Annotated in this window: 19 protein-coding genes; 8 read left to right on the forward strand and 11 right to left on the reverse strand. The window is 71.4% G+C overall.

All coding sequences use genetic code 11. The features are described from left to right. Positions 1 to 126: 126 nt before the first annotated feature. On the reverse strand, positions 127 to 870 hold the full coding sequence (locus ACFXC1_RS07000; RefSeq protein ID WP_381239860.1) for a hypothetical protein: 744 nt from the start codon (positions 868 to 870) through the stop codon (positions 127 to 129). A 135-nt stretch (positions 871 to 1005) separates the two neighbouring features. Between ACFXC1_RS07000 and ACFXC1_RS07005 the strand changes: the two genes are divergently transcribed. The 4 genes from ACFXC1_RS07005 to ACFXC1_RS07020 are packed head-to-tail and all read left to right on the forward strand — an operon-like array spanning position 1006 to position 7616. After that, on the forward strand, positions 1006 to 2178 hold the full coding sequence (locus ACFXC1_RS07005; protein WP_381239862.1) for an ROK family transcriptional regulator: 1173 nt from the start codon (positions 1006 to 1008) through the stop codon (positions 2176 to 2178). Between the two features lie 40 nt (positions 2179 to 2218). Continuing rightward, the gene (locus ACFXC1_RS07010; RefSeq protein WP_381239865.1) at positions 2219 to 4003 is read left to right on the forward strand and encodes an alpha-galactosidase D; all 1785 of its coding nucleotides are present in this window, start codon (positions 2219 to 2221) and stop codon (positions 4001 to 4003) included. Positions 4004 to 4026: 23 nt separating this feature from the next. After that, positions 4027 to 6393, forward strand: a complete 2367-nt coding sequence (locus tag ACFXC1_RS07015) for a glycosyl hydrolase family 95 catalytic domain-containing protein (RefSeq protein ID WP_381239868.1) — start codon at positions 4027 to 4029, stop codon at positions 6391 to 6393. Between the two features lie 41 nt (positions 6394 to 6434). Next, complete coding sequence (locus ACFXC1_RS07020; protein ID WP_381241116.1) at positions 6435 to 7616, forward strand: SGNH/GDSL hydrolase family protein; 1182 nt, start codon at positions 6435 to 6437, stop codon at positions 7614 to 7616. Positions 7617 to 7619: 3 nt separating this feature from the next. Here ACFXC1_RS07020 and ACFXC1_RS07025 read toward each other — a convergent pair whose 3' ends face one another. The 5 genes from ACFXC1_RS07025 to ACFXC1_RS07045 all read right to left on the reverse strand — a co-directional run bounded on the left by ACFXC1_RS07025 (position 7620) and on the right by ACFXC1_RS07045 (position 14620). Then, positions 7620 to 10592 carry a helix-turn-helix transcriptional regulator gene (locus ACFXC1_RS07025; protein ID WP_381239871.1) on the reverse strand — a complete coding sequence of 991 codons (2973 nt, stop codon included), beginning with the start codon at positions 10590 to 10592 and terminating at the stop codon, positions 7620 to 7622. A gap of 76 nt (positions 10593 to 10668) precedes the next feature. Then, positions 10669 to 11019 (reverse strand): UBP-type zinc finger domain-containing protein, encoded by a 351-nt coding sequence (locus ACFXC1_RS07030; protein WP_381239874.1) that lies wholly within the window; start codon positions 11017 to 11019, stop codon positions 10669 to 10671. Beyond that, complete coding sequence (locus tag ACFXC1_RS07035; protein WP_381239876.1) at positions 11016 to 12473, reverse strand: ATP-binding protein; 1458 nt, start codon at positions 12471 to 12473, stop codon at positions 11016 to 11018. Before ACFXC1_RS07035 ends, ACFXC1_RS07030 begins: the two co-directional genes overlap by 4 nt. Beyond that, a complete protein-coding gene (locus tag ACFXC1_RS07040) occupies positions 12470 to 14146 on the reverse strand; it encodes an NAD(P)/FAD-dependent oxidoreductase (protein ID WP_381239878.1) in 1677 nt (558 codons plus the stop codon). Before ACFXC1_RS07040 ends, ACFXC1_RS07035 begins: the two co-directional genes overlap by 4 nt. A gap of 120 nt (positions 14147 to 14266) precedes the next feature. Next, on the reverse strand, positions 14267 to 14620 hold the full coding sequence (locus ACFXC1_RS07045) for a VOC family protein (RefSeq protein ID WP_381239880.1): 354 nt from the start codon (positions 14618 to 14620) through the stop codon (positions 14267 to 14269). A 61-nt stretch (positions 14621 to 14681) separates the two neighbouring features. Here ACFXC1_RS07045 and ACFXC1_RS07050 point away from each other — a divergent pair, with 61 nt between their 5' ends. Then, entirely contained in the window at positions 14682 to 15554 is an 873-nt protein-coding gene (locus ACFXC1_RS07050; RefSeq protein ID WP_381239883.1) for a universal stress protein, read from the forward strand. A 2-nt stretch (positions 15555 to 15556) separates the two neighbouring features. Here ACFXC1_RS07050 and ACFXC1_RS07055 read toward each other — a convergent pair whose 3' ends face one another. Continuing rightward, positions 15557 to 16573 carry a Gfo/Idh/MocA family oxidoreductase gene (locus ACFXC1_RS07055; protein WP_381239885.1) on the reverse strand — a complete coding sequence of 339 codons (1017 nt, stop codon included), beginning with the start codon at positions 16571 to 16573 and terminating at the stop codon, positions 15557 to 15559. A gap of 72 nt (positions 16574 to 16645) precedes the next feature. Further along, on the reverse strand, positions 16646 to 17431 hold the full coding sequence (locus ACFXC1_RS07060) for a TIM barrel protein (protein ID WP_381239887.1): 786 nt from the start codon (positions 17429 to 17431) through the stop codon (positions 16646 to 16648). A gap of 169 nt (positions 17432 to 17600) precedes the next feature. Between ACFXC1_RS07060 and ACFXC1_RS07065 the strand changes: the two genes are divergently transcribed. Continuing rightward, on the forward strand, positions 17601 to 18632 hold the full coding sequence (locus tag ACFXC1_RS07065; protein ID WP_381239889.1) for a LacI family DNA-binding transcriptional regulator: 1032 nt from the start codon (positions 17601 to 17603) through the stop codon (positions 18630 to 18632). A gap of 5 nt (positions 18633 to 18637) precedes the next feature. Here the strand turns inward: ACFXC1_RS07065 and ACFXC1_RS07070 are convergent, their stop codons facing one another. The 3 genes from ACFXC1_RS07070 to ACFXC1_RS07080 all read right to left on the reverse strand — a co-directional run bounded on the left by ACFXC1_RS07070 (position 18638) and on the right by ACFXC1_RS07080 (position 21420). Beyond that, positions 18638 to 19873, reverse strand: coding sequence for a DUF4032 domain-containing protein (locus tag ACFXC1_RS07070; RefSeq protein ID WP_381239891.1), 1236 nt, complete (start codon positions 19871 to 19873; stop codon positions 18638 to 18640). 9 nt (positions 19874 to 19882) lie between these two features. Then, the gene (locus ACFXC1_RS07075) at positions 19883 to 20632 is read right to left on the reverse strand and encodes an MBL fold metallo-hydrolase (protein WP_381239893.1); all 750 of its coding nucleotides are present in this window, start codon (positions 20630 to 20632) and stop codon (positions 19883 to 19885) included. Positions 20633 to 20790: 158 nt separating this feature from the next. Then, on the reverse strand, positions 20791 to 21420 hold the full coding sequence (locus ACFXC1_RS07080) for an alpha-ketoglutarate-dependent dioxygenase AlkB (protein WP_381239895.1): 630 nt from the start codon (positions 21418 to 21420) through the stop codon (positions 20791 to 20793). A 114-nt stretch (positions 21421 to 21534) separates the two neighbouring features. Between ACFXC1_RS07080 and ACFXC1_RS07085 the strand changes: the two genes are divergently transcribed. Together ACFXC1_RS07085 and ACFXC1_RS07090 are read left to right on the forward strand one after the other, a co-directional pair. Further along, positions 21535 to 22161 (forward strand): TetR/AcrR family transcriptional regulator, encoded by a 627-nt coding sequence (locus tag ACFXC1_RS07085; RefSeq protein ID WP_381239898.1) that lies wholly within the window; start codon positions 21535 to 21537, stop codon positions 22159 to 22161. A 17-nt stretch (positions 22162 to 22178) separates the two neighbouring features. Next, entirely contained in the window at positions 22179 to 23852 is a 1674-nt protein-coding gene (locus tag ACFXC1_RS07090; protein WP_381239900.1) for an FAD-binding dehydrogenase, read from the forward strand. The last annotated feature ends 10 nt before the right edge of the window (positions 23853 to 23862 follow it).

The following is a 23862-nucleotide window of genomic DNA, read 5'->3' on the forward strand; positions in this document are numbered from 1 at the left end:
GCACCCCCCGCGGCCCCGGGGGGGGGGCCGGGGTACCCGCGCGCGCCCCCCACCCCGCGGGGGCCCCCGGGGTGGGCCCGGGGGGGGCCCCCCCCCCGGGGGGCCCCCCCCCCACGTCCGGTCGCTTCAGATCCACTGCTTCTCGACCTCCTCCGACACCGTGAACTCGGCCTCGCAGGAAGGGCAGCTCGCCTTCCCGAACACATACGTCAACGCCGTCGCGACCTCCGTCTGCCCGAACTCGACCGCCTCGCCGTGCAGCCGCGCACCGATGCCGTCGAGTACGTCGGCCGTGGCCGGTATCAACTCCGTCCGCCCCTCCGTGTTCTCCTCCTTGCCCGTGCCGGTCACGTAGTCGCCGGCCGACGTGAAGATGCCGTACGAACCGAACGCGACGTACAGGCCCTCCTCGCACTCGGGGCATTCGAGGTCGTACTCCTCGCTGTTCACACCCTCCAAAGCCTCGGCCCACACCTCGCCGCCCTCGAAGGCGAGCACGGCCATCTGCAGATAGACGAAGGTGTGCGCGTCCTGCGTCGGGTCGGCGCGCAACCGGCGTGCCACATCGAGCAGTTGGCCTATCTCGCCCGCATAGCGCTTGTGACAGTCCTCGTCCGGGTCCGTGGTGATCAGCCCGGCCATGGTGACCGCCTGTATCGCCCCGCCCGGTGCCCGCTCCAGCGCGATGTCGACGAGCACGGGCATCGCGGCCCAGCTCGCGTCGTACACCGAACCCTGGTGACACAGGGAACCCCACAACTCCTGCCACACCGCGTCGTCCTCGGAGCCGCCGAGGCGCGCGAACAGGCCGGGGATGTCCTCGGCGCTGCCGTAGGCGTGGGTCAGCTCGGACCAGTCGATCGTCGTCATACGGCGATTGTGCCGCCCGGCACTGACAACGCGACTCCGGCCGCGGGCGGCTCCGTTGGACCTGCCGTCAACTTGGACCGGACGAATCCTGCTTCTTTCATTGACGACGGAAAAGAAGCCATCTAGGTTCCGGCCATGCGCTTGATCCCCCACACCGAGTCGTTCCCGGCCCACACGCCGGCCGCCTCACAGGTGTTCACGACCGTGCTGTCCCACGGCCCCCTCACCCGTCTCGAGGTGGCCCGCCGGGCCGGTCTTTCGGCGGCGGCCGTGACCAAGGCGGTCCGGCCGCTGATCGGGGCGGGGTATCTGACGGAGGGCGCCGACGAGGACGCGGCTCCGGCGCTGGGGCGGCCCGCGAACCTCGTACGGGTCGACGGTGGGCGCGCGCTGTTCATCGGGGTCAAGGTGACCGGCGACGAGATCATCGGCGTCCTCACCGACCTGTGCTGCCGTATCCGGGTCGCCCGCCACGTGCCGCTGACCGACCGCGACCCCCGGGCGGTTCTGGCCTCGATCGGGGACCTGGCCCAGGAACTCCGCACCGAGGCGGACGACTTGGGCATCCAGGTGGTCGGCCTCGGTCTCGCGGTCTCCGGCGACGTGGACCGCGGAGAGGGGGTCGTCCGCTACTCGCCGTTCCTGGAGTGGCGTGACGTGCCGCTCGCCGAACTGGCCGCCATGACAACGGGGTTGCCGGTCACCGTCGACAACGACGTGCGCGCGCTGACCGTCGCCGAGCAGTGGTTCGGCGCCGGCGCCGGGCTCACGGACTTCGCCGTGGTGACCGTCGGCGCGGGCATCGGCTGCGGACTGGTCGTGCACGGCCGGGTCGTCGCCGGCGCCCACGGTGTCGCGGGCGAGATCGGTCATGTCGTCGTCGATCCCGCCGGGCCCCGCTGCTACTGCGGCAACCGCGGCTGCGTCGAGGCGATCGCCGGGGACGCCGCGATCGTCGCCCGCGTCAGAGAGGTGACGGGTGTTCAGGTCGCCGACACCTCGGAGGCCGTGGCCCTCGCCCACCGGGGCGATGCCGGAGCCCGCGAGGTCTACGCACGGGCCGGGGAGGCGATCGGCCGGGGCATCGCGACCGTGGCCAACCTGCTCGGCCCCGAACGCGTGATCATCTCCGGCGAAGGCCTCGCCGCCTACGACCTGTTCGCCGAGCAGATCCGCGACTCCTTCGCCGAGGCCGCCTTCGGCTCCGCCGCCCGCTGCGACGTGCGCACCCGCCCGCTGCCCTTCGACGAGTGGGCGCGCGGGGCCGCAGCCACCGCGATCCAGTCCTTCATCCGAGCCGCCGACTAGCCCGCACGATCACCCTCCGACCCGCACGAGGAGCCCAACGATGTACTCCCTCACGCCCGTTCGCGCCCTGAGAGCCATGGTGGTCCTGGCCCTCACCGCAGGGTTCGCCACCCACCTCCCCACCGCGCACGCGGACACCGCACCCGCCGTAGCGGCCAAGCCCTATATGGGCTGGTCGAGTTGGAGCATGCAGTCGTCCAAGTACCCCGGCCTCAACCCGGACGGCGACTACAGCTACCTCACCGAGGCGAACGTCAACAAGCAGACGGACGCGCTCGCCGACAAGCTGAAGAAGTACGGCTACGACCACGTCAACATCGACGCCGGCTGGTGGATGGACAAGACCTGGAAGTCCGGATTCGACGAGTACGGCCGCCAGAAGGCCGACCCGGTCCGCTTCCCCAGCGGCATGAAGGCCGTCGCCGACCGCATCCACTCCAAGGGCCTCAAAGCCGGCATCTATCTGCCCGCGGGCCTGGAGAAGGGGGCCTACGGCGACGGGAAGACGCCCATCTGGAACGCCGACGGCTGCACCACCGCCGACATCGTCTACAGCGACCTGCGCACCACCAACGGCTGGGACAGCGCCTACAAGATCGACTTCTCGCGGCCCTGCGCCCAGAAGTACATAGACTCCCAGGCCCAGTTGATCGCCGGCTGGGGCTACGACTTCCTCAAGCTGGACGGTGTCGGCCCCGGTTCGGGCAAGAGCGGTGATCAATACGACAACGTTGCCGACGTGGCCGCCTGGAACAAGGCCATCACCGCCACCGGACGCCCCATCCACCTCGAACTCTCCTGGTCCCTCGACTACGGGCACGCCGCCGACTGGAAGAAGTACTCCAACGGCTGGCGCATCGACACCGACGTCGAGTGCTACTGCAACACCCTTGTCAGCTGGGAGAACTCGGTCGACGACCGCTGGGACGACGCCCCCGCCTGGACCGACAGGGCAGGCCCCGGCGGCTGGAACGACCTCGACTCCCTCGACGTCGGCAACGGCGCGATGGACGGCCTGACCAAGGCGGAACGCCAGAGCTACGCCACCCTCTGGGCCGTCGCCAAGTCCCCGCTGTTCACCGGCGACGACCTCACCAAGCTCGACGACTACGGCCTCTCCCTGCTCACCAACCGTGAGGTCATCGCCGTCGACCAGAGCGACGCGCCGCCCGCCCGCCCCGTCACCCCGTCCGACGCCCAGCAGGTGTGGGCCGCCAAGAACCCCAACGGCACCTACACCGTCGCCCTGTTCAACCTCGCCGGCGCCCCCGCCGCCGTCTCCGCGAACTGGGCGACCCTCGGCTTCAAAGGCAAGGCCGACGTCCGTGACCTCTGGAACCACGAGGACCTCGGCTCCTTCACCAACAAGGTGACCGAGGCCCTGCCCGCCCACGGCTCCCGCCTCTTCACCGTCACCCCGCACGGCAGCGCCGTCACCTCGACCGCCTACGAGGCCGAGGCCACCACCAACACCCTGAGCGGCAACGCCAACATCGCGGACTGCTCGGCCTGTTCGGGCGCCCACAAGGTCGGCAACCTCTACCTCGGCGGCAAGCTCACCGTCAACAACGTCGTCGCCGCCAAGGCAGGCACCTACCAGGTGAAGATCGCCTACGTCAGCGGCGACTCCCGCTCGGTCGCGATCTCCGCGAACGGCAACGGCGCCACCAGCCACAAGTTCCCGTCCACCGGCGACTGGGGGACCGTCGGATCGGTCAGCGTGCCGGTCACGTTGAAGGCGGGCGCCAACACCATCACCTTCGACAGCGGTTCGAGCTACGCACCGGACATCGACCGGATCGACGTGCCCAAGTCCTCCTCCTGAGCCGACCTTTGCGGAGACCCATCATGTCCAGTGCACTGCCCGACCTGCCCAGACGCAATCTGCTCGCCCTCGCCGCGGCCACCGGCGCCCTCGCCGGCCTGCCCGCCTTCACCGCCTCGGCCGCACCCGAGCGACCCGCCAACTCCACCTACCGCGGCGGCACTTCACCCAACACCCTGTGGTGGCAGGCCCCCGCCGACGACAACTCGATGATCGAACAGGGTCTCCCCGTCGGCAACGGCCGGCTCGGCGCCCTCGCCGGCAACGACCCCGGCCACGAGGTCCTCCTCATCACCGACGCCACCATGTGGACCGGCGGCCTCAACGACACCCTCGACTCGGACGGCCAATTCCCCTACGGCCGCGCCGATTTCGGCTCCCTCACCCTGCTGGCCCGGCTCACCGTCGACATCCCCGACCACGACCTGGGCGCGGTCTCCGGCTACCGCCGCACCCTCGACCTGGAGCAGGGCGTGGCGACCACCTCGTACGTCCGCTCCGGAGTGACGTACCAGCGGCAGCTGTTCGCCAGCCGCCCCGACGACGTGATCGTCCTGCACTTCACCCAGAACGGCGGCGGACGCTACACCGGCACCGTCGACCTGGCGGGCACGCACGGCGAACCCGCTGCGGACGCCCGCTCGTTCGGCGGCACCCTGGCCAACGGCCTGCGCTACGGCGCCGCCGTCACGGCGTACGGCACCGGCGGCAGCGTCACGGTGAACGGCACGCGCGTCGCCTTCTCCGGATGCAAGGACGTCACCGTCGTGCTCAGCGGCGGCACCAACTACGCGCCCAATTCGGCGGCCCACTACCGCGATCCGTCCCTCGACCCGCAGAAGCTGGCCCGCACCAAGGTCGCCGCAGCCGCCAAGCACTCGGCGAACACTCTGCTGCGCACCCATGTCGCCGACCACGGCACGCTGTTCGGGCAGCTGGGCATCTCGCTCGGCACCTCGTCCGACGACCAGCGCGCCCTGGACACCTGGGAGCGCATCCAGGCCCGGGCCCGCGAGGGCGTGCCCGACCCCGAACTCGAAGCCTCCTACCTCCAGTTCGGCCGGTATCTGATGATCGCCGGCTCCCGGGGGAGTCTGCCGATGGGCCTCCAGGGGAACTGGCTCGACGGCAACGACCCCGACTGGATGGGGGACTACCACACCGACATCAACATCCAGATGAACTACTGGATGGCCGACCGCGCCGGACTCTCCCAGTGCTTCGACGCGTTCACCGACTACTGCGTCGCCCAGCTTCCCGACTGGGCCGACGTCACCCGCAGACTCTTCAACGACTCCCGCAACCGCTACCGCAACTCCAGCGGGCAGAACGCCGGTTGGACCGTCGCCATCTCCACCAACCCCTACGGCGGCGGAGGTTGGTGGTGGCACCCGGCCGGTAACGCCTGGCTGAGCAACACCCTCTGGGAGCACTACGAGTTCACGGGCTCACGCGCGCACCTCGCGAAGATCTACCCGCTTCTCAAGGGCGCCGTCGAGTTCTGGGAGGCGCGGCTGCTCACCACGACCCTGCCCGGCAGCTCGAAGGAGGTGCTGATCGCCGACAGCGACTGGTCGCCCGAACAGGGTCCGCTCGACGCGAAGGGCATCACCTACGCCCAGGAACTGGTGTGGGCGCTGTTCGGCAACTACTGCGTCGCGGCGGCCGAGTTGAAGAAGGACACCGGCTACGCGGGCACGATCGCCGGACTCCGCAAGAAGCTGTACCTCCCGGTGGTCAGCCCCAAGACGGGCTGGCTGGAGGAGTGGATGTCCCCGGACAACCTCGGCGAGACCACACACCGGCACCTGTCCCCGCTCATCGGACTCTTCCCCGGCGACCGCATCCGCCCCGACGGCTCCACCCCGAAGGGCATCGTCGACGGCGCCACCGCTCTGCTCACCGCCCGCGGCATGGAAAGCTTCGGCTGGGCCAACGCCTGGCGCAGTCTGTGCTGGTCGCGGCTCAAGAACGCCGAGAAGGCGTACCAGTTGGTGGTGAACAACCTCCGCCCGTCCACCGACGGCAGCAACGGCACCGCCTCCAACCTCTTCGACATCTACCAGGTCGAGGTGGGCCGTGGCATCTTCCAGATCGAGGCCAACTTCGGCACCCCCGCCGCCATGATCGAGATGCTCCTCTACTCCAGGCCCGGGCATCTGGAACTCCTCCCGGCCCTCCCCGACGCGTGGGCCGAGTCCGGGTCCGTCACCGGTGTCGGTGCCCGTGGCGGCTTCGTCGTGGACCTCCACTGGAAGAACGGGAGGCCGACCGAGGTGAAGATCCGCAGTATCAACGGCCGGACCACGACGGTGGCCTTCGGCACCAGCACACAGACGGTGCGGCTGACGCCGGGCGGATCCGTCACGTTGCGGGACTTCGCGCGGTGACGGGCGGACGGGCACGGTTGAGCCGTGGGCTGGCTCTCCTGATGATGGCCGTGGTTCTTCAGGCCGTGCCCGCGCAGGCACAGCCGGAGCCCACGGCCCCTGCGGAGCCCTCGGCCGGTTCGCACACCGTCGTCACCTGGGGAGCGAGCGCCGACCGCATGGGCGACGGAGTAGCCGGCCGCAGTTACCGCCTGATCGTGCACACCAGTGCCGCGGGCACCGATCTGCGGATCCGGCTCTCCAACGCCTTCGGCGACCGGCCGGTGACCTTCGACAGCGTCTACGCGGGCGTGCAGAAGGAGGGCGCCGCGCTGGTGCCCCGTTCCAACCGGCGGCTCACCTTCGGCGGCGGACGGTCGGTCACCGTCCCCGCCGGGGCGACCGCGTACAGCGACTCGCTGACCGGCGCACTGCCCGCCGCCACCAACCTGGTGGTGAGCATCCACAGCCCGGACGCGGCGGGCCCGGCGACCGGTCACGGACTCGCCATGCAGACGTCGTACGCGACCCAGGGCGACCACACGTCCGAGGAGAGCGGCACGGCCTGGACCGACACCATCGGCTCCTGGTACTACCTCGACGCCGTCACCGTACGGACCGGCGCGGACACCGGCGGCGTGGTCGCCCTCGGCGACTCCATCACGGACGGCTGGGCGAGCACGACCGACCAGAACCGACGCTGGCCCGACTACCTGGCCCGACGGCTCCAGCGGGCCGGCACGACCGTCAAGGGAGTCGCGAACGAAGGGATCTCCGGCAACAAGGTGCTCGCTGACGGCGCCGGGCAGAGCGCCCTCAACCGGCTGCAACGGGACGTCCTGTCGCAGCCCGGTGTCCGCACGGTGTTCCTGTTCGAAGGCGTCAACGACATCAAGGCCCACAGCGGCGTCACCGCCCAGGACCTGATCGTCGGCTACCGCGAGATCATCGCCCGGGCGCACACGGCCGGGAAGTGTGTCGTCGGCGCCACGGTCGGACCGTTCGAGGGCTGGTCCGAATGGGACCGGGCGGGCGAGGCGGTACGCCAGGAGGTGAACCAGTTCATCAAGGACAGCGGGGAGTTCGACGCCGTCACCGACTTCGACCACATCCTCCGCAGCCCATACGACCAGGAAAGGATGCTGCCCTTCTTCGACGGCGGCGACCATCTGCACCCGAACGACAAGGGAATGCAGGCCATGGCCGACGCGGTCGACCTCGCCGCTCTCGACTGCGGACGGTGAACCTCAGCCGGACGCCGTCGCCTCCGGGGTGATCAGCCCCTGCCGGTAGGCGATCGCCACCGCCTCCGTACGGCTCGCGGCGCCCAGCTTCGCGAGGATGTTGGAGACATGGACGCTCGCCGTCTTGCCGGTGATGAACAGCTCCTCACCGATCTGGCGGTTGCTGCGGCCTAGCGCGAGCAGGCGCAGCACATCCTGCTCGCGGGCCGTCAGCGGCGAGGGGCGCTCCCCGGCGTCCCCGCCGTCCGCCACCGGGTCGCCGAGGCGGCCACGGCGGACGAGCGCCTCCAGCCGCGCGAGCAGGGGCGCGGCACCGAGCCGGACGGCCGTCTCCCGGGCCGCACGGGCCTGGGCGGCGGCCTCCTCGCGTCGGTCGGCCGCCAACAGGGCTTCGGCGAACCGGAATTGGCAGCGCGCGCGTTCGTAGACATCGCCGTAGTCGAACGCGGTCACCGCCTTCTCCCAGGCCGCCGCGTCCGGTCCCGTGGTCGCTCGCGTCCACTCCGCCTCGGCGCGGGCGAGCCAGGCCATTCCTTCCGGCCCCTGCGGCCGGTGGCCGTCGCCCTCTTGTGCCACGGCCCGTGCCAGTTCTACGAGTTCCGTCGCGGTCTCCGTCCATCGCCCCACCCCCGCCTCGTCGCCCGTCAGCCGCAGCGCGGCGGCCCGGTCGGCGACCGGGGCGAGGGCGAGGGCGGCGAGCCGGACCGTCAGGTCGGGACGCCGGCCGGAATCGTCGGTGAGCGCCGCGACCGCCGAGTGCATCGCCTCCACGGCAGCCTCCGGATCGTCCCGCAGGCCACCGGCGTCGGTCAGCGCGATGCCCGCCACCATGGCGGCCATCCAGTCGAACGGCCCCTCCAGCAGGGCACGCGCCCGGTCGGCGGCCCTCAGGTCCCCGCGCGCCAGGGCCACATACAGCGCGGGTCCCATGGTGAAGCCGCCCATCCGCGGCAACACCTTCGCGTCGCTCGTGGCGACCTTGTCGCACTCGTCCCAGCGGCCGAGTGTGTACAGCACCAGGAGTTGGAGATAGCGCATCTCCAGCGGGTACGGCGAGGACAGCAGTCCGGCGCGACGGGCCCGGTCCAGGCCCTCGGTGAGCCAGGGCAGGGACTCCTCCAGGTGCCCGGACTCGAAGTTGCCGATGGCCAGATGGAACAGGGCGCGCATCTCCACGGGCGCATGCCCGGCCTGCCGGGCCAGCTCGCGGGCCTGGGCGAGGCGCTCGCGGCCCTCCTTCGTGCGCCGGCCGCCCTTTTCGAGCGTGGCCAGCGAGATCAGCAGATCGGCCCGGGCGTCGACCAGTTGGAGTTCCTCGGCGATACGCAGGGCCTGCCGGGCGACCCGCAGCGCGATCTCGTCCTCACCGACCTGCCGCGCCGTCAGTACATGGGTGGCCGCCGCCCACACCCAGGTCCGCGAGGGCGGTTCGGCCGGGATCATCGCGAGGGCCTCGCTGCTGTAGGCGAACGCGGCGGTGAGGCTGTCGACGCCCATGAGGTTGCCGGCCAGCGTGTAGCGGACCCGGGCGGCCAGTTCGGCGTCCGTGTCCTGGCCGATCCCGGCGAGCGCGGACCGGGTGAGGGAGACCGCGCGGTGCGCGTCCCCGGCGTGCGCTGCCGCCGCGGAGGCGCGCAGGGTGAGGGTCACGCTGTCGATGCCCTCGCCGGACGGTCGGGCCGCCGGGTCGACCGACCGCCACAGATCGAGGGCGGTTTCGAGATGCCGTAGCTCCTCGGCGGGCGCGCCCACGCGCTGGGCGTGGTCGGCGGCCTCCAGGGAAGCGGCCAGGGCCTCGGCCAGGTCGTGGCTCTCGCGATAGTGGTGGGCGCGCTCGGCCGCGCTCTCGGCGGGGTGCCCGCGCCCGGCGAGGAGGCGGGCGAAGGAGCCGTGCAGCCGGGAGCGCTCGCCGGGGAGCAGATCCGCGTAGACCGCCTCGCGGGCGAGGGCGTGCCGGAAGGAGTATGTGTCGCCGTGCCCGGGGACCAGGAGCTGCCGCTCGACGGCCTCCCGCAGCGCCGACTCCAGCTCGTCCTCCGGGAGTTGGACCGCGTCCCGCAGCAGGTCGTACTCGACCCGGCGACCCGCGACGGCGGCGGTGCGCAGCACCAGCTGGGCGGTGTCGGAGAGTTGCTCGAAACGGATCAGCAGGACGTCGGCCAGACCGCTCGGCACCCCGCCCGCCTCCATGTCGGTCGCCGCGAGCAACTCCTCGGCGTAGAAGGCGTTTCCCTCGGCGCGCTCCACGATCCGGCGGACCGTGCCGTCCGGCACCGGGCCCGTGCGCAGCGCGCGCACCAGCCGGGCGACCTCCGCGTCCCTCATGGGCCGCAGCTCCAGGCGCTCCACGGCGGGCAGCCGCACCAACTCGGCGAGCAGGGGCCGTAGGGGATGGCGTCGGTGGAGGTCGTCCGCGCGGTACGACGCGAACACCGCTAGGCGGTGGGTGGGCGCGCCGCCCGCCGGGCGCTGGAGGATGCCCCGGCTGAGAAGGAAGCGGAGGAGGTCGCGGGAGGACTGGTCGGCCCAGTGCAGGTCCTCCAGGACCAGCAGCAGGGGAGCGATGTCGGAGAGGTCGGCGAGCAGTCCCGCGATGCCCTCGAGGAGGCGAAGTCTGCCGCCCGCGTCGCGTGCCGCGTCCGTGCCGGCGCCGAGCAGCCGGTCGACCGCCGGATGCGCGGCCAGGGCGGCGGCGAAACGGTCGTCCCCGGCGAGCGCTCCGAGGATCTCGGTGAACGGCAGATAGGGCAGTCCGACGTCGCCGAGGTCGACACAGTGCCCGGTCAGGACGGTCATGCCGGCGTCCGTCGCCCGCGCCGCCACCTCGTCGAGGACCCGGGTCTTGCCGACGCCAGCGTCCCCGGCGATCAGCACCGCCCCGGCCGTGCCCGCCCGGGCACGCTCCAGTACACCGGCGAGGCGGGCGACTTCGTCGTCCCGGCCGATGAGCGGCGCTGCTGCTACGGATTGCGACACGCCCCCATCCTGGCACGCGCCGCTGACAACGCACCTGGCCACCGGGCGGAAGGCGGCTCCCGCCCGGCAGTCGGGGTCAGCGCAGTGTCTCGGCCCAGTTCGCCGGCACGCGTCCCGCCGGACCCGGCACCGGCTGGTCCTTCGGGTGGCTCACCGGGGCGGTGAGTTCGGGCCCGGAGTCGTAGAGCTCGGAGGTGCTGAAGTTCCAGAACCAGTCCTCGCCCGGCTCGTAGCTCTGGATGAACGGGTGGCCCGTGGACTGGTAGTGGGCCGTGGCGTGCTTGGAGGGGGAGTCGTCGCAACAGCCGACATGACCGCACTGCGCACACCGCCGGAGATGGAACCACCAGCCCTGGGCCGCCTCGCACTCCACGCAGCCTGCACCGCTCGGCGGGACACTGGGGTCGATTCCGGTGATGTCGGTCATGCGGACTCCTCGGGCGTCTCGTTGTCCGTGGCGGTGAGCGGAAGCAGGACCTGGAAGCGGGTGTCGCCCGGCACCGACTCCACCTGGAGCGTGCCGTGGTGCTTGTTCACGACGATCCGCCAGGAGATGTCCAGACCGAGGCCCGTGCCCTCGCCCACCGGCTTGGTGGTGAAGAACGGATCGAAGATACGGCTGCGGATCTCCGCCGGAACACCCGGCCCCGTGTCACGGAACTCCACCATCAGCTGATCGCGCACCAGCGCCGTCCGCACCGTCAACGTGCCTTCCCCGCCCGCGCTGTTCATGGCGGAGACCGCGTTGTCGATCAGGTTCGTCCACACCTGGTTGAGCTCCGCCGGGTAGGCCGGGATCTTCGGGAGCGTCCGGTCGTACTCCTTGACGACCTTGATCCGGTCGCCGACCTTCGCGCCGAGCATCAGCAGTGTGCTGTCGAGGAGTTCGTGCACATCGGCGACCTGGTAGGGCGCGCGGTCCAGCTGCGAGTACTGCTTGGCGGCGCCGACCAGATTCGAGATCCTGGTCGTGGAGTCCTCGATCTCCGTCATCAACAGCTCTGTCTCGACCGTGTAGTTGAGCCAGCCGATCGCTCCCGGCAGGGTCTCCTCGTCCACGGCCGCCGCGACCTGGTCGAGCCACTCGACGTCGAGGCCGGCCTGCACGAACGTCGGCGCGATCTGCCAGGACTCCGTGACACCGTGGTCGTCGAGCCAGTCCGTGAGCTGGTCCTCACGGTCCGAGGCCTCCAGGGGGCTCAACGTCTGTGCCTTGGCGACCCGTTCGGCCGTGCGCTCCTGGATGTCGATGAGGTTGGCGAGGTCCTCCCGCGAGTACGGGCCGGAGGAGATGACACGGAGCTTGTGCCGCATCTTCGCCACCCGCTCCCGCAGCGTCGAGGTGGCCCGGACGGCAGCGGCGGCCGGGTTGTTGAGTTCATGCGTGAGCCCGGCCGACAACGAGCCCAGCGCCAGCAGCCGTTCACGCTGGCTGATCGCCAACTGGCTGCTCTTCTGGCCGAAGAAGAGCCCCTCCAGCAGATGGACCGCCATCGGGAACCACTCGCTCATGATGGCCGCGAAGGTCTCGGCGGGCAGCACGAAGAACCGCGTCGTCTCCGTCACCCGCATCGAGTTGAGGTACACCTGCTGCACCCGGTCCCCGATGTAGGCCTGCATCGCGCCCGTGTAGACGCCGCGTTGCGAAGTCCGCGCGACCTCCACGTCGTCCTCGCCGACGCGGCGCGACAGCACCACGGTGCCCTCGATCATGACGTAGAAGCAGGTGGCGGGGTCGCCCTCGGTGTACACGGGCCCGGCCTCGAACTGCTCCACCTGCCCGTCGCAGCACAGCCGGCCGAGCTGCTCCGGCGTCAGCTTCTCGAACAGGAACAGCGTGCCGATCTCCTGCGGGCTGCAGGGCAGCACCTTTCCGCTCATGACTGCTCCAGGTAGCGGTGGACGAGCATCACGGCCATGGCTCCCTCTCCGACGGCGGACGCGACGCGTTTCGCGGACTCGGCGCGCGCGTCGCCCGCCACGAACACGCCGGGGATGTTGGTCTCCAGGTGGTACGGCGACCGGTCCAACTCCCAGCCCGCGGGCGGCTTTCCGTCCGCGCTGAGGTCGGGCCCGGCCAGGATGAACCCGCGCTCGTCGCGCAGCACCGCACCGTCCAGCCAGTCGGTCAGCGGGGCCGCGCCGATGAACACGAACATCCACTGCGCGTCGACGAGTTCGGTCGCCCCGGTCTCCGTGTCGCGCAGGGTGAGCTGCTCCAGATGGTCGGAGCCGTGCGCCGCGTCGACGACGGTGCCGGTGCGCACGGAGATGTTCTCCGCCTCGTTGATCTGCTGGATCAGGTAGTACGACATCGACGCGGCCAGCGAGGGCCCGCGCACCAGCAGGGTCACCGACTTGGCGCCCCGCGCCAGGTACATCGCCGCCTGGCCCGCCGAGTTGGCACCGCCGACGATGTACACGTCGTGGCCCTGGCAGGACGCGGCCTCGGTCAATGCCGAGCCGTAGTAGACCCCGCAGCCCGTCAGATCGGGCGTGCCGGGCGCCTCCAGCTGCCGGTACGACACACCGGTCGCCAGGATCACGGCGTGCGCGGCGACGGCCGAACCGTCCGCGAAACGCACCACCCGGGCCGACCCGTTGACTTCCAGCCCCGTGACCTCGCGCGCGGTGAGGATCTCGGCGCCGAACTTGGTGGCCTGTCGCCTTGCCCGGTCGGTGAGCTGTGCCCCGGACACACCGTCCGGGAAGCCGAGGTAGTTCTCGATCCGCGAACTCTGCCCGGCCTGCCCGCCGGTCGCCGACCGCTCCACGAGGACGGTCCGCAGCCCCTCCGAGGCCCCGTACACGGCCGCGCCCAGCCCGGCGGGACCGCCGCCGATGACGACGAGGTCGTAGAAGTCGGCCGTGGGCGTGGTCGCGAGCCCCACCTCCGCGGCCAGCTCGGGCGCCTCCGGCTCGACCAGCACCGACCCGTCGGCCGTGACGACGAGCGGCAGCCGCTGCCCGTCCTGGCCGGCGGCGGACAGCAGCCGCAGCCCCTCCGGGCTGTCCGCCGAGTACCAGCGGTACGGCACCTGGTTGCGGGCCAGGAACTCCCGCACGTCCGAGGAGCGCGCCGACCAGCGGTGCCCGACCACCTTGGTGGCGGGCACGGGCCGGTAGTCGCTGTTCCGCCACGCCTCCAGGAGGTCGTCGAGGACCGGGTAGAGCTTCTCCTCGGGCGGGTCCCAGGGTTTCAGCAGATAGTGGTCGAGGTCCACGACGTTGATCGCGTCGATCGCCGCGTCCGTGTCCGCGTACGCCGTCAGCAGAACCCGACGGGCGCCCGGATAGATGTCGAGGGCCTGTTCCAGGAACTCGATGCCGTTCATCTGCGGCATGCGGTAGTCCGCCAGCATCACCGCGACGAGATCCCCGCGCAGCTTCAGCTCGCGCAGCGCGTCCAGCGCGGACTCGCCCGACTCCGCGCGCACGATGCGGTACGACTCGCCGTAGCGCCGCCGCAGGTCACGGGCGACGGCACGGGAAACTCCCGGATCGTCGTCCACGGTCATGATGACGGTCCGCGCGGATTCGGCGGCCTGTGCCATACGTCTCCCACCCCGAGTGGTCGGCTTCACGGCACGGCGGCGCCGTTGTCACCGCGCCGGCTCCCCATCATCGTATGTTCGATCGCCCCGGCGCGCTCCGCTACGCCCGAGACCGGCGGCTCAGCGGCTCCGGGAGCGCAACACGCAGAACTCGTTCCCCTCCGGATCCGCCAGCACCACCCACGACTGCTCGTCCTGCCCGATGTCCACGGTCCGCGCGCCCAGGGCCAGCAGCCGGATCACCTCGGCCTCCTGGTCGTCGGGCCTGAAGTCCAGATGCAGCCGGTTCTTGACGGTCCTGCGCTCGGGCACCGGCACGAACAGCAGCCCGGGCAGGCGTTCCGGCTCCGGGCGGATCTCGAACTCGTCCGGCGCCTCGCCCACCACCACCCAGTCGAGCGCCTCGGCCCACCAGCGTCCCAGCGCGACGGGGTCGGCCGCGTCCACGACCACCTGCTCCCACTCCAAGGTCATGCGCGCAGGGTAGTGAAGACTGGGCCCGACACAGGTGACCGCACCACAGGGAGGCCACGGAATGACACGCCCGATCACGGCAGGGGTCGACGGATCGGCGGAGAGTCTCGCCGCACTCGCCTGGGCGGGCCGGGAGGCCGTACGGCGGGGACTGGCGCTGCGTGTGACGCATGTGTGGCGGTACGAGGAGCACCACACCCTCGACACGGGGGACCGGGAGACCCAGGACCGCTGGGTGCGGGACGCGGCCGCCGAGGCCGCCCGGACGCTCGCGGAACGCCACCCGGGCCTGGACGTGACCACCGACGTCCTGGAGGGCGACCCCGTCGACACCCTGACCGCCGCCGCTGCCGAGTCCGAGGTGCTGGTCCTCGGCTCGCGCGGACACGGGCCCGTCGTCGGCTTCCTGCTCGGGTCCGTCGGACAGCAGGTGATCGCGGACGCCGTACGGCCCGTCGTGCTCGTGCGCGCCGGGGACGAGGCGTCCGGGGAAGCCGGCGGGCGCGAGATCGTCGTGGGGCAGCAGGGAGACGCCGAGGACAGTGCCGCCGCGCTCGGCTTCGCGTTCGAGACGGCGGCGGCACGTGGGGCGACCGTACGGGCCGTAAGGGCGTGGACCCTGCCTCCCGTTTTCGCCTACAGCCCGGGTTCGATGAAGCTCCTCGACGAGGCCGGCGGCCTGGAGCCGTACGAGAAGAAGGCCCTCGCCGAGGCGCTGGAACCGTGGCGGGAGCGCTTCCCCGATGTGCCCGTCGTCGAGCACACCGAGATGGGCAGCGCGGGGCAGGTGCTGCTGTCGATGGCCGGGCGCGCGCAGTTGATGGTCGTCGGGCGGCGCGCCCACCGTACGGCGGTGGGCGCGCGGATCGGCTCGGTCGCGCACGGGGTGCTGCATCACGCGGAGTGCCCGGTGGCCGTGGTGCCCACTCCTTGACCTCAGATGTCCTCGATGCGTACCGGTACGCCCTTCTCCACCGACCTGATGGCCGCCAGCGCGATCGCCAGCGCGGCGCGGGCGTCGGCGCCGGTGGCCGACGGGGTACGCCCCGTGCGGACACTGTCGGCGAAGTCGGCCAGCTCGGCGGCGTACGCCTCGTGGAACAGGTCCTGGTCGTAGGCGATCGTCTCGGCCGCGATGCCGTCGGCGCCGTAGGACGTCAGATGGGTGCGCCGGATGTCGCCCATCGTCAGCATGCCCGCCGAGCCGAAGACCTCGCCGCGCACGTCATAGCCGTACACCGCCTGGAAGTTGGCCTCCGCGGTGGCGAGGGCGCCGTTGTCGAAGCGGATCGTGACCACGGCCGTGTCGAGCAGGCCGCGGTCCTTGAAGTCGGGGCGGACCAGGGCGTCGGCCATGGCGAAGACCTCGACCGGTTCGGAGCCCGGGTTGAGGTAGCGCAGGGTGTCGAAGTCGTGGATGAGGGTTTCGAGGAAGATCGTCCACGGCGGGATGGGGGAGGGGTCGGCCAGCTTGGGGTCGCGGGTGAGCGAGCGCAGGAGCTGCGGGGTGCCGATGGCGCCCGCGGCCACCTTGTCGTGCGCGGCCCGGAACCCGGCGTCGTAGCGGCGGTTGAAGCCGACCTGGAGTGGTACGCCCGCTTCGGCGGCGGCAGCGATGGCGCGGTCGGCGTCGGCGAGGGTCGTTGCCATCGGCTTCTCGCAGTAGACCGCCTTGCCCGCGCGTGCCGCCGCCTCGACCAGGTCGGCGTGGGTGCGGGCCGGTGTCGCGATCACCACCGCGTCGACCGCCGGGTCCGCGAACAGGTCGCCGATCTCGGTGTACGCGGTGGGGCAGTCGAGTCGGTCGGCCAGGCGCCGTGCGCCGCCCGGAGCCGGGTCGGCGACGGCGGCGAGGCGGACGCCGGGCAGCCGGCGGGCGAGGGTCTCGGCATGGAAGGAGCCCATGCGGCCCGCGCCCACGAGGCCGACGGATAGGGGGAGTTGGGTGGTCATGCGGGTCCTCCGTGAGGCCGTGGGAAGCGGTGGCGGGGCAGATCGTGAACGCGGTGCGGGGGCGGTGCCGGCTCAGACCGTGAACGCCGTGCGGAAGCGGTCCAGGGCGCGTTCGCTGTCGGCGTCCGAGGCCCAGGCCTCCATCGCGACCGTGCCGTCGTAGCCGAGGTCGGCGAGGGCGCGGGCGATCGCCGGGTAGTTGATCTCGCCGGTGCCGGGCTCCTGGCGGCCGGGTACGTCCGCCACCTGGATCTCGCCGATCAGGCCCAAACGGTGTGCCTTGCGGACGAGTTCGATGAGGTTCCCCTCGCCGATCTGCGCGTGGTACAGGTCGAGGTTCATCCGCAGGCCGGGGCGGTCCACGGCCTTGACCAGGGCCAGGGTGTCGGCGGCCGTCGCGAATGGGACGCCGGGGTGGTCGACCGCGGCGTTCAGGTTCTCCAGCGTGAAGGTGACCCCGGCGCTCTCGCCCAGCTCGGCGAGGCGGGTCAGGGTGCGGTGGGCCGCGATCCACATCGGGCCCGTTGGCTCACCGCGTACCGGAATCACCGGCAGGCCCTCGGAGTTGAGGCCGGTGCCGTGCAAGTTCAGGCGCGGGCAGCCGAGTTGGTCGGCGGCCTTGACCGACTCCTCGGCGGTGCGCAGGAGTTCGGCGGCACCCGCCTCGTCGGTGAGGCTGCCCCGGATGTAGCCCGTCATCGACGAGAACTCGGCCGGGGTGCGCGTGAGCGCGTCCAGGTCGTGCCGGGTCCAGTCCCAGATCTCGACCTGGAAACCGGCTTCGTGGATGCGCCGCGCCCGCTCGTGGATCGGCAGGTCCCGGAAGACCATCTCTGCACAGACCGCCAACGTGTACATGATCGCTCGCCCTTCCAGCTGCGCATCTAGAACGTTCTAGATGGCAGTAGTACGCCATTGCCGGATGCGTGTGTCAAGGCTTCGCGGGGGATGCTTCTAGAACGTTGCAGAACCCTCTCGAACAGCTAGGATCTCGACAGGCGACGACCCCCCGACCGTAAGGACCTCAGTGCCGGCCACCCCCGAGCTCCCCGACGGCAAGCGGCCCACCCTGGCCCATGTCGCGGCCCGGGCGGGAGTCTCCGTCGCGCTGGTCTCGATCGTGATGCGCGGGGCCTACGGCGCGAGCACCGCCTCACGGGAGCGGGTGCTCAAGGCCGCCGAGGAGCTCGGCTACCGGCCCGACACCCGGGCCAGGGTGCTGCGCAGCAACCGCTCACGCCTGCTCGGCGTGCAGTTCGGGCTGCGCCATCCCTTCCACACCGACCTGGTGGAGGGCATCTACGCCGCCGCCGAGCCCGCCGGCTACCAGGTGGCGCTCAGCGCGGTGGCGCCCACGCGCGGTGAGCGACAGGCCGTGGAGGCACTGCTCGCCGACCGCTGCGAGGCACTGGTCCTGCTCGGCCCCGAGGTTCCGGCCACCCGCCTCGCGCACCTCGCCACCCAGGTCCCGGTCGTTTCGGTCGCGCGGCGGCTACGGCCCGCTCCGCCGGCCGTGGACGTCGTCCGCACCGCCGACGACGAGGGCGCCCGCCAGGCCGTCGACCACCTGGTGGCGCTCGGCCACCGCGCCGTAGCCCACATCGACGGCGGCCGGGCGCCCGGCGCCGCCGACCGCCGCCGCGGCTACCGCACCGCGATGCACCGCCACGGCCTCGACGAGCACATCCGGGTCCTGCCCGGCGGGCTCACCGAGGACGACGGCGCGCGCGCCGCCCGCACCCTGCTCGCGGAGAACCCCCGGCCCAGCGCGGTCCTCGCCTTCAACGACCGCTGCGCCACGGGCGTACTCGACACCTTCCTGCGGGCCGGTGTCGCCGTTCCCGGCGAGATCTCCGTGGTCGGCTTCGACGACACCAGCCTGTCCCGGCTCGCCCACATCGACCTCACCACCGTCGCCCAGGACATCCCACGGCTCGCGCAGCTCGCCGTCGGCCGCGCCATCGCCCGCCTCGACGGTGAGGCCGTACCCGACGGCGAACAGGTCGTCGCACCGCGACTCGTGGTCCGGGGCACCACGGGCGCGCCCCGGACGGACTGAACCCGCTACTCCGCCGAGGCCGGCTCCAGACTCTCGCGCACCTTCGGCAGGATGTTGCTGATGTAGTCCGCGACCACCGTGTCGAGATCGATGTCGTGCTGCGCCCGCTCGGCCAGATACCAACGGTGTTCGAGCAGTTCGTGGTAGATCTCGGCCGGGTCCATCGACCCGCGCAGCTCCAGCGGTATGGCCCGCACGGTGGGCCGGAACACGTCCCGCACCCACCGGTGCGCGAGCACCTCGGGCCGAGCGGCGAGCGGATCGCCCGGGGCGTAGTCGTCCTGGGTGGCCATCCAGCTCTCCAGGTCGTTGAGCAGCCGCCGCGCCTGGTTCTCCTCGGCGTCCAGGCCGGTCAGGCGCAGCAGTTGACGCTGGTGGTGGCCCGCGTCGACGACCTTCGGCACGAAGGTGACGGTGTCGCCGTTCGACGAGTGCTCGATCTGCATCTCGGCCACGTCGAAGCCGAGTTCGTTGAGGTGCCGGATCCGGCGTTCGATGAAGTAGTACTTGCCCGCCGGGTACACGGAGACCCGGGTCAGTTCCTCCCACAGCCCCTGGTAGCGGGCGCAGATCTCCATGCCGAACTCGATCGGGTCGACGGACGGGTGCAGCGCCCCGGACGCCTCCAGGTCGAGCAGCTCCCCGCTGATGTTGACGCGGGCGAGATCGAGGTCGTACTCCCGCTGCCCGTCGCTCAGCCGCGCGTGCAGGTCGCCGGTCTCCGCGTCCACGAGATACGCGGCGTAGGCGCCCGCGTCCCGCCGGAACAGCGTGTTGGACAGCGAGCAGTCGCCCCACGCGAACCCGGCCAGATGCAGCCGCACCAGCAGCGCGGCCAGCGCGTCCATCAGCCGGTGCATGGTGGCAGGCCGCAGCGTCGTCTCGAACATCGAGCGGTACGGCATCGAGCCGCCCAGGTGCCGGGTGATCAGCACCGGTTCCAGTGGTTCGCCGGCCGCGTCGGCACGCCCGGTGACCACGGCGAGGGGGTCGACGGCGGGGATGCCGAGCCGGTCCAGGTCGCGGAGCAGCTCGTACTCGCGCAGCGCGGGCCGTTCCGCCAGCTCCTTTACGGCTATGACCTCGCTGCCGGCGCGGGCGTAGCGCACGACGTGCCGGGAGATGCCGCGCGGCAGCGGCACCAGGTATTCGTCGGGCCACTCCTCCAGCGGAACGTCCCAGGGCAGCTCCAGCAGGAGCACCGGATGCTCGGGGTTGGTCGCGTTGATCTGCAGTGCCATGAGGTGACCCTAGAACGCGAGTTCGCGGGCGCGCTGCGACGCCTCACGGATCGGACCGGTGTGCAGGGGGCCGTGGCCGGGCAGCAGAGTGTCGGCGTCGAGCGCTTCGATGACGTCCAGCGAGGCGACGGCACGCTCGCGCTCGTGGTGGAACATGCCGGGCAGCAGCTGGGGGCCCTTGATCCGCGAGGTCGGATGGCCGCTGACCAGGGCGTCCCCGGAGATCACGATCCCGCTGTCCGGGAGATGGAACACGCAGTGCCCGCTGGTGTGGCCGGGGGTGTGCACGGGGACGGGCCGGCCGGGCAGGTCGAGCGGACCGCCTCCGGCCGGGAACGCCTCGGCCGCGGCGACCGGATGCTGCTCCATGCCTCCCGCGCGGATCGTGTGCACCGCCCACGGCAGTACGCCGGGACGCCAGGCGTTCTTCAGCACGCCGCCCACGGTCACCTGCTGCAGGAACTCCCGGCGGGCGTGCGGCACTTCGGCCTCGTGCGCGTAGACGGGCGTGCCGTGGGCGCTGTGCAGGTACTCCGCCGAACCGAGGTGGTCGTTGTGGGCGTGGGTGAGGAGCACCGCCACGACCGCCTTGGCCGAACTCCCCACCTGCTCAAGGGAGTCGAGCACGAGCCCGCGGTCCCCGGGATACCCGGTGTCCACCAGCGCGGCCGTGTCGCCGTCGGTGAGGATCACCCAGTTGGTGTTGCTGCCGTGCACGAGGTAGACGGCGTCGGCGACTTGGCGTACTTCTGCCCGCATGATCGTTCCTTGCCTGGTGGTGCTGTTCGGATCCGGCCAGTCATTCGGGATCCAGCCAACCAGACGCGTAGAGTCCTTGCGCGCGCGGGGGAAGCCGCCTCCGGCACCGTCCGCCGGAGGCGGCCCCCGCGCGCGTCCGAAGCGGCCGCCTCTCCGCCTCAGCGCACGCCGTGCGGGCGGAACTGCACGCTGATGCGCGGCCCCGCTGCTCGGGTGGTCTTCGGTACGCAGTGCTCCCAGGTCCGCTGGCAGGAGCCGCCCATCACGATCAGATCGCCGTGCCCCAGCGCGTGCCGCACCGACGCGCCACCGCGCAGCGGACGCAGCAGCAGGTCGCGGGGCGCGCCCACGGAGAGGATCGCCACCATCGTGTCCACGCGGGCACCCCGCCCGATGCGGTCACCGTGCCAGGCGACACTGTCCCGGCCGTCCCGGTAGTAGCACAGCCCGGACGTGGTGAAGGATTCGCCCAACTCCCTTGCGTAGTAAGCCGAGAGAGCGTCCCGGGCCTCGGCCAGCACCGGATGCGGCAGCGCGTCGTCCTCGCCGTAGAAGGCCAGCAGCCGGGGTACGGCCACGACCTGGTCGTACATCTGACGCCGCTCGGCGCGCCACGGCACCCCGTCGGCCAGCTCCTCGAACAGGGCGTCGGCGCCGCTCAGCCAGCCGGGCAGCACGTCGATCCAGGCGCCGAGCCCCAGTGCCGTGCGGCGGATCCCGTTGAGGGGGCCGAGGCGGAGCCGGTCGGTCTGGTCGAAGAGGGAGCCTTGGAGGTGGTGCGCGGTCATGGGACAAGCGTACCCCTTATTCGAATATCTGTTCCCATGTGAATACGGCTCTTTCGATACGTTGATGTATCGGATACATTCGCGTATCGAACATCGGGACGCGGAGGTCCGGGCATGGTGGCGGAGGCGACGGCCAAGCGGGTGACCAGGCGACGGGTGCGCACGCGGGCCAATCTGCTGGACGCCGCGTTCGCCGTGTTCGCCGCGAAAGGCTTCGGCCGGGTCTCCATCGAGGAGGTCTGCGAGGCCGCCGGCTACAGCAGAGGCGCCTTCTACTCGAACTTCGACAGCCTGGACGGGCTGTTCTTCGCGCTCTACCAGGAGCGCGCCGAGCTGATCGCCGAGCAGGTGGCCGGCGCGCTCGCCCTCGACGGCCCCGACCTCGATGTCCCGGCCGCCGTGGACCGCGTCACCGACGTGCTGCTCCTCGACCTGGACTGGCTCCTGGTGAAGACCGACTTCCTGGTGCACGCGGCCCGGGACAGCGCCGTGGCGGGGACCCTGCTGGGACACCGGGCCCGGCTGCGCGGGGCGATCGCGCACCGCCTCGCCCGTGCCCGGGGCCTCGCCGAACTCCCCGCCGTGCTGGGCGACTTGGACGCGGCGGCGTACGCCGTGGTCGCCGCGTACGACGGCGTCACCACCCAACTCCTGCTGGACAAGGACGTGGAGCACGCCCGCGTCTGGCTCAAGCAACTGCTCACCGCGCTGCTGACCGACGGCAGCCGCGCCCCCGAATGAGAAAGGCAACGGTCGCCATGGATGCGGACGTCATCGTCGTCGGAGCCGGTCTGGCCGGTCTGGTCGCGGCCCATGAACTCACCAGCCGGGGGCGCCGGGTCGCGCTCGTCGACCAGGAGAACGCCGCCAACCTCGGCGGGCAGGCGTTCTGGTCCTTCGGCGGGCTGTTCCTCGTAAACTCGCCGGAACAGCGCCGCCTCGGCATCAAGGACTCCTTCGACCTGGCCTGGAACGACTGGCAGGGCAGCGCCGGCTTCGACCGCGTCGACGACGAGGACTCCTGGGCGGTGCGCTGGGCGCGCGCCTACGTCGAGTTCGCGGCCGGCGAGAAGCGGACCTGGCTCGACGGCCACGGAATCAAGCTGCTGCCCACCGTCGGCTGGGCGGAACGCGGCGACCTGCGCGCCCACGGACACGGCAACTCCGTCCCGCGCTTCCACGTCACCTGGGGCACCGGCACCGGAGTCGTCGAACCCTTCGTGAACTACGCCAAGCAGGCCGCCCGCGACGGACTGCTCACCTTCTTCTACCGCCATCAGGTGGACGAGCTGGTCGTCGAGGAGGGCGAGGCGCGCGGTGTCCGCGGCACGGTCCTCGCGGAGGACGACTCGGCCCGGGGCGTCGCCTCCAGCCGCGAGGCGATCGGCGAGTTCGAACTCACCGCCCAGGCCGTCGTCGTCACCACCGGCGGCATCGGCGCCAACCACGACATCGTCCGCCGCTACTGGCCCGAGCGCCTCGGCACCCCGCCCGCCGAGATGGTCACCGGCGTCCCCGCCTATGTCGACGGCCGGATGCTCGACATCAGCGCCGAGGCGGGCGTACGACTGGTCAACCGCGACCGCATGTGGCACTACACCGAGGGCCTGCAGAACTGGGACCCGGTCTGGCCAGGCCACGGCATCCGCATCCTGCCCGGCCCCTCCTCCCTGTGGTTCGACGCCCTCGGCCGCCGCCTGCCCGACCCGTGCCTGCCGGGCTACGACACCCTCAACACCCTCAAGTACCTGCGTACGACGGCGGACCTGGCGGAGCACGACCACTCCTGGTTCATCCTCACCCAGAAGATCATCGAGAAGGAGTTCGCGCTGTCGGGCTCCGAGCAGAACCCCGACATCACCGCCAAGGACAAGAAGGCGGTGCTGCGCGACCGGCTGCTCGGCAAGGGCGCGCCCGGCCCGGTGGACGCCTTCCTGCGCAAGGGCGCGGACTTCGTGACCGCCGGCAACCTGGAGCAACTGGTCGAGAAAATGAACCAGTTGACCGACAAGCCGCTCCTCGACGCGGCCGTGGTACGCCGCCAGATCGAGGCCCGCGACCTCCAGCTGGCCAACCCCTACAGCAAGGACTCCCAGATCCAGGGCATCCGCAACGCCCGCCGCTACATCGGCGACCGCCTGGGCCGCGTGGCCACCCCGCACCGCATCCTCGACCCGGCGGCCGGACCCCTGATCGGCGTCAAGTTGCACGTCCTGACCCGCAAGACCCTCGGAGGTATCCAGACCGACCTGGACTCACGCGCGCTGGGCGCCGACGGAAAGCCGATCGGCGGACTGTACGCGGCGGGTGAGGTGGCCGGCTTCGGCGGCGGTGGCGTGCACGGCTACAACGCCCTCGAAGGGACCTTCCTCGGCGGCTGCCTCTTCTCCGGCCGCGCCGCGGGCCGCGCGGCGGCCAAGCAGACCGCCTGACAGGGCACCA

This window comes from Streptomyces hokutonensis (assembly GCF_042751305.1).
In the GTDB taxonomy this organism is placed as follows: Bacteria; Actinomycetota; Actinomycetes; order Streptomycetales; family Streptomycetaceae; genus Streptomyces; species Streptomyces hokutonensis_A.